This is a genomic window from Acidovorax sp. (genome assembly GCF_046339755.1).
GTDB lineage: Bacteria > Pseudomonadota > Gammaproteobacteria > Burkholderiales > Burkholderiaceae_C > Acidovorax.
In genome coordinates, this window is sequence record NZ_JBKDTZ010000408.1 from 1 (window position 1) to 5,784 (window position 5,784).

Here is a 5,784-nt window from a genome sequence, read left to right on the forward strand (position 1 = left end):
CTCAAAAGTGGGAGGCCACCATACCCGTTTACAAAGCGAACAGGAAAGTCAATGAAATCAACGGTCTACCCAGACCACCCCCGCGCCAGTGCTAGCTTTGCGTACCGTCACTTATTGCACTGAAAACGAGGAGACCCCAACCCAAGCTCGCATGCACAGCTTCAGGCATGTACTTCGAGCAATGGCGGCACCGTCCTGCCTATCGCGCGCATTGCTTCACCGCCAGTGTTGCAAATGCGCTGTGCGGGATTGCACCCCAGGTCAACATGGGGTCTATCCTCAATCACCCGAGCTATGAGGCGCTGGCGGGCTTCCGCCAGCTCGCCGCGTTCCGTCCAAAAGCGTCAAGTCTCCTGCGTTTGCAGGTGGCACGCCACATTAAGCAACTCCGTCGAGAGAAGACGCTTGCGGGCGGCACCGTCGCTGCTGTCGCGGTGACTGGGTAGGGGGCTCAAGATGCAGATCAGAACTGATTCTGTGTTTGGGAACGCACCTGCACCCATTGGCGCGGCCTGGCATCGCCTGACCATCGCTGAGAACGCACTGGCTGAGAAGCTGGCAGTCTTGCCCGCGGATACGGTCTTGCTCAAAGGTCTTGACGCCTGGTACTTGCGTGTCACCGATGACCAGCTCGTGCTTGTCCACGCCAACGTTGCTGACGGGGAACTGCACGATCCGCTCACCAGGTTTGACCACGGCCTCGAATGGGTCGACTTCGAAGAGGTGGATTTGCTCCTTGCAGAGCGGGTTCTTCTCAGAGCGATCGACCATTTCGAATCCTGTCGACTGGCGCCCCTTGGCACGCTGGTCGTCCACGACGACTGAATCACCAACCCCTGACGGGCACTCGTGCCCTTACGGGGTAGGTGCCCGTCGCATTTGACGGAGAAAACCATGGACAACATTGATGCTTGCGCAGAGCATTTGGATTCGGTGCCAGTCACCTATGCCAAACGCCCAACGCCGAGGGTGGTTCTGCTACCAGCACAAATTTGGGAGGACTTCGCTGACAGCTACGCTGGCCAGCACATGTGCGAGGCGAAGGAAGGGAACCCAGCAAGTGTGCCGGCCAAGGTATACGGCGGCTTCCTTCACGTAGTCACTGCAAACAACTACGGTGGCTTTGACGGCGAGTACAGGTCTGAGGCCTGGCAACTGTTGCCGAGGGATCTGTTCGATGGACCGACCCACGATTTCACGGACTACAACCTTTTCGACGAGGGCGTTCGTGCACGTGGCGACCACACTGGACTGGTCTTGAAGGTGGGTGGATCGGAGGTGGTTTGCGCCAAGCCGGTGCACTTCCTGCGTGGAGTTCCTACGACAGTTCCTATCGGCCTGGAAGCCGCGCAGCAGTATGTCGCTGAGTCCAACTCTTGGGGTTGGCGCGCTCACGTGGGCGCTTCGAATCCAAGTTGGTGGTCTCTCGAAGGCCATCCAGTGGAGGTATACGGTGATGGCGCGCCTGACCGGCGCGCAGCGCTTCTGTACCTGCACAACGGCAAGATTCATGAATATGGGGTTCACCCTGACGTGGAGCTTGCCGGATTGGAGTCCTTGCGCGGCGCCGCTCAGCGCTCGCTTGATCTGGAGTGCGCCGAAGACACGGGCCTCCTGCAGGCGGCGCTGTTCTGAGGGCATCGAACGGAGCTACTCCCCAACCACCCTGACGGGCACCTGCCCGTTGGGACGGTGTCTGTCTCTTCCCATTGGAGATAGATCATGTGCGACTTTGAACGGACCTGGCCGTGTGAAGGCCTGCCTATGGGCCAGGTAAATGCCCATCTGGGCGATGAGTTGATGGTGAGGGTAGGGGTGCCGCACAAAAGTGGCTCCCTAGCGTTTCATGCGTTCAATCAAGAGTACCCTGCAATGGTAAGTGCCTCCGCGTTCTGGAACTCTGCGAAAGGACAGTTCACCGTGCCGGAGGCTTCGGATCTCTACGAATGCGACTGGGCACTTGACTCGGCAGGCTTCACCGCCGTGAAGAACTGGCAGTCCAAGGGCACGCAGCGCGGCATGGCGGGAATTTTCCCGTGGACGGCTGCGCAGTATGTCGAAGCGGCTTCCATGTTGAATCCCGCCTGGTGGTCCCAGCCTGATCTGTGCGTAGAAGAGGAGGTTCTGAGAAACCCTCAGGATCTCGCGTTTCGTCTGAACGCCACAGCTACGTTGCTTGAATCTAGCCTGCGGCTAGTCTACGAGTGGCAGAACGAACTCGCGCGCACGTGCAACTCGACCGTCGTCGCGAACTTGGTTCGGCCCCCTGTTCCGATCATTCAAGGCTGGGAGAAGCAGGACTATCGCTACTCCCTGGACCTCATGATGCAGGTGTGGGAGCGATGGATGCCCTGGTTGAGTGCGCCAAAGCTGATCGGCCTTGGCTCGGTCTGCCGGCGCACGACAAGCCACCCGAGGCATGGGCTCTACTCGATCCTTTCGTGCCTCGACGGGAATCTTCCCGCCGGCGCAAAGCTCCATCTGTTTGGTGTCAAAGGGACCAGTCTCGACGAGGTGAAGAAGTTGCCCTGGGTGGCTTCCACTGACTCGATGGCATGGGACGCCTCGGCGCGGATTGCGGCTCACAAAGAGAAACGATCCAACACGATGGTGCACCGAAAGTCGGAAATGACCAGGTGGATGGCCTCCGCTGCAAAGCGTGCCGCTACACAAGTCGGTGGTCAGCGCGAACTTTCCTTGTTCGCCTGATCAATGTTGTGGACCCCACGCGCTTGTGTGGGTGTTAATTGTTCAACCTGCGGGGCATGCACCAGTCCCCTGCGGGGCTGGTTGTGCCCCTTTTCAATTTTGGAGAGAAGCATGCCAGTCAAACCTACCCGCGAACCGGGCCCCGCTGAGAAGGCCGCCGACGTGCTCTATGCGCGCACGGTAGCGAACCAGCTGGAGCGGCACCTGGAGAGGGCCAATACCTCGATCCACTGGGCGCAAGCAGCCGGTTCCGAGACTTCCTATGGGCCACCGAAGGTCGTTTGGCCACGGTCCCCACGATTGGGCTACTCGTTCGACGAAGGCAACAATGAAGGCGTCATCATGACGGTGTCTGACCTCAGATCGGGGCTCGATTCATGGACGCCTCTGCTGAAGCTCAAGTTCCTGGGCGGAATGCGCTCTGTCATGGCCGAGGGCGGCATTGTGGCCGAGTACCTGCGAGGAATGGACACGCAGGAGTTGCTCGCTCTTCAGAAGCAATGGGATCGAGCTCGGGCAGCATGCTAGTCATGCCCCACGAGGTCGCCCGCCGCTGAAAGTGCGATGTAAGAAGAGAAGGCATCCCCATTCGTGGGGGTGGCTTTCCAGAGCGCTCTTCCCGGAGTGCGGTCTGGAAAGTCAGTTTGATGCGACAGGGTAAACCTGCGTTCATGCTCCTAGCTGAGGAGACCAAACAACCAGCAAGCGTTGCTTCGTGAGAAGCCATCATCAACCCGGATGGGCCTTGTCGCCCTTCCGGGGCCAGGCCTGTCCGATTTCAGTTCGAAGAGGACAACCATGACGATCAGATCCAGCCTTCCAAGTGTCGACGGGGTGCAATCTGTTGAAGGGGAGAGCGGCCATCCGCCTCTCAATAACCTCAAGGTCAGTGTGCTGCGCTATCCAACCGGGAGTGTGATCAATATCAAGTGTGACACCCGGGATATGTCGGTTCGATTGCAAGCCGGGATGTCGGCTTCCGAGTCCCTGCTCGCTAGTGCTCGCGAGGACCGCCGCAAGGCGCAGCTCCTCATTAGCCTGGCGGAGACCATGGAGGCGGCTGCAGCGATCAGTTGATCCGCACTTTTTCAAGGGCGCAATGCGCCGAAGTAGTTAACCCCGGATGGGCCTTCTTGCCCCCGGGGGGGCAGGTCCATCTGAATTTTTGGAGATGAAGATGGCGATTTGTACTGCATTCCAGGTGACAGAAGAGGACATCGAGGCCGTTCTTCGCGAGAACGCATTGGCGGTTGCCAACGCGGAAGGGAGAACCTTCGCGGAGATGGCCAGTGAGTTGATGGCAGGCATCGACCACTGCCTTGTCGAGGCTGCTGCACTATATGGTGACGGGCTCGATGAGCAGGTTGTGTATGCGTATGAGGAAATCACTCGGCAACTGCGCGCGATGGGAACCTTGGAGCCACTGCGGCACCAGTGCCCTATCGGTGCTCTCACACCTCGCCAGATCGAAGAATCGCTGAAGAAGCGGTGCCCTGTCCCTAGCCAGGTGCAGCTGCTTTACGCGACGCGCGACAGCTTCGTTGACCAGCTGGCCTTGCGCGGGCTGGCCACCGCAAGTGATCTCGCAGATCTTGATCGGCTCGGCCGGTTCAAGTTGGCAAGCAACCACTGGCGAATCTGTGACCCAGAGGCTCGAAGGGCTCTTCGTGAGGATGCGCACCACCAGGTGCGTTCGTGCGCAGGGCTCAACCCGCTCGATGCTCCTTTCGAGGGGCTCGATGCGAGATAGGGCCAGATTCCGCGGGGGCGCGAGCAAGCCAGCCTAACGGCTGGAACAGCCCTTAGTGCACCTTCGGGTCTGAGTTTCAAAACCCCCGATGGGCGTATGCGTCCATGGGCGGCGCCTGTCATTTCAATCAAGAAGTAGAGGAATGAGTCACCTCCCGCTATCAAGGCGGAGGGGCTCTTCCAGATAAATTGGGATTCAACCTATGAAAAGATACGCGATTGGCAACTGGAAGCTCCTTGCCGCGATTGGCGCACCAGGGATCGAATGCAGAGTTGTCTTCGAGATGGAGTCGCACGCTTTGCTTTGTGCACAAGAGTTGGTCGACCAAAAATTCGCGCTACTCTCGGGTGAACGTCTGAAGCATGTAGCGGAAAGTGTTGAAGGTGCTTTTAGCCGAGACGATAGGCCAGAGGTGTGGGGCTTCGTTGAGCGCGGGCATCTACCGTACTGGGCATGGAAGTCGCTAAATGACGCCCCGTCACAGGCTCGCCATCTGGGTGATCGCCCGTTTGTCGAGCCAGTGGTCGACATCTTTGCGCCGTTTGTTGCTGTGCTCACAGAGCCTGGCGACGGCACGCCGCCAAAGATTGGTCTGATCGTCGGCGATGTGCAGGTCGCAGATCCCGCCCTCAGCGAGTGTGGACGCTTTGTCGTCGATCCGCTGGAGGCATATGGACTGAGCTCGCGCCAAGTGGGTGCGCTCAAGCGATTGAACAGCATGCTCAGCGAAGCGGTGCATGACGCCCTCAACGCTGGTTGTTTGCGAATTCAGCAACAACTAGGCGTCGCTGCGGGGGATCTAGCTGGATTGCACTTCGCAACTGGCGCGGCCCTGGAAGTGGCGACCCGCCTTTTGGGGGAGTACCTGGTCGAGGAGATCAACGCCGGCGCTGGGCTCGGCGACCTTGGGGCCGACGAGACCACTGTAGCCTGAATCGCAAGCCCTCTCGGCACGGTCACACGTGCGCCGTGATCTGAGGGCTGATGACTCGTGACTGTGCCATGGCCTAGCCGCTGGGGCAGGCCATGGGATGAAATTGGCGCGCCTCCTGCGAGCCAAGATGCGGACCGCAGAACCGTGCTCGGTCCTATAGCGAAGGCATCCCCATTTTTGGGGATGGCTTTCAAAAACGCATTGCCCGCAGTGCGGTTTGGAAAGTCGGTCGAGTGCGCCTGGTACCCCTGCGTTCATGCCTGTGAACTTGCCATCAAGTTGCCAGATTCCAGCAAGCATGTGCTCCATCTCGGAGTGCTCGCTGGCAACCTTGCGGTTGCTCTGGTTAGGCATTGCGTGTGCGCCGCATGCTTCCACATGTCAAAATTTT

At 59.2% G+C, this 5,784-nt stretch carries 8 protein-coding genes; all 8 read left to right on the forward strand.

Translation table 11 applies throughout. The annotated features are described in order from the left end of the window. The first annotated feature begins 167 nt into the window (after window positions 1-167). The 8 genes from ACK59X_RS35030 to ACK59X_RS35065 all read left to right on the forward strand — a co-directional run bounded on the left by ACK59X_RS35030 (window position 168) and on the right by ACK59X_RS35065 (window position 5,393). A complete protein-coding gene (locus ACK59X_RS35030) occupies window positions 168-446 on the forward strand; it encodes a hypothetical protein (RefSeq protein WP_409964200.1) in 279 nt (92 codons plus the stop codon). A gap of 10 nt (window positions 447-456) precedes the next feature. Then, entirely contained in the window at window positions 457-825 is a 369-nt protein-coding gene (locus ACK59X_RS35035; protein ID WP_409964201.1) for a hypothetical protein, read from the forward strand. Window positions 826-894: 69 nt separating this feature from the next. Next, on the forward strand, window positions 895-1,635 hold the full coding sequence (locus ACK59X_RS35040; protein WP_409964202.1) for a hypothetical protein: 741 nt from the start codon (window positions 895-897) through the stop codon (window positions 1,633-1,635). An 87-nt stretch (window positions 1,636-1,722) separates the two neighbouring features. Continuing rightward, the gene (locus ACK59X_RS35045) at window positions 1,723-2,709 is read left to right on the forward strand and encodes a hypothetical protein (protein WP_409964203.1); all 987 of its coding nucleotides are present in this window, start codon (window positions 1,723-1,725) and stop codon (window positions 2,707-2,709) included. A 111-nt stretch (window positions 2,710-2,820) separates the two neighbouring features. After that, window positions 2,821-3,237, forward strand: coding sequence for a hypothetical protein (locus ACK59X_RS35050; RefSeq protein ID WP_409964204.1), 417 nt, complete (start codon window positions 2,821-2,823; stop codon window positions 3,235-3,237). A 270-nt stretch (window positions 3,238-3,507) separates the two neighbouring features. Next, a complete protein-coding gene (locus tag ACK59X_RS35055) occupies window positions 3,508-3,786 on the forward strand; it encodes a hypothetical protein (RefSeq protein ID WP_409964205.1) in 279 nt (92 codons plus the stop codon). 94 nt (window positions 3,787-3,880) lie between these two features. Then, entirely contained in the window at window positions 3,881-4,459 is a 579-nt protein-coding gene (locus ACK59X_RS35060; protein WP_409964206.1) for a hypothetical protein, read from the forward strand. Window positions 4,460-4,661: 202 nt separating this feature from the next. Then, complete coding sequence (locus tag ACK59X_RS35065) at window positions 4,662-5,393, forward strand: hypothetical protein (protein WP_409964207.1); 732 nt, start codon at window positions 4,662-4,664, stop codon at window positions 5,391-5,393. Window positions 5,394-5,784 lie beyond the last annotated feature (391 nt).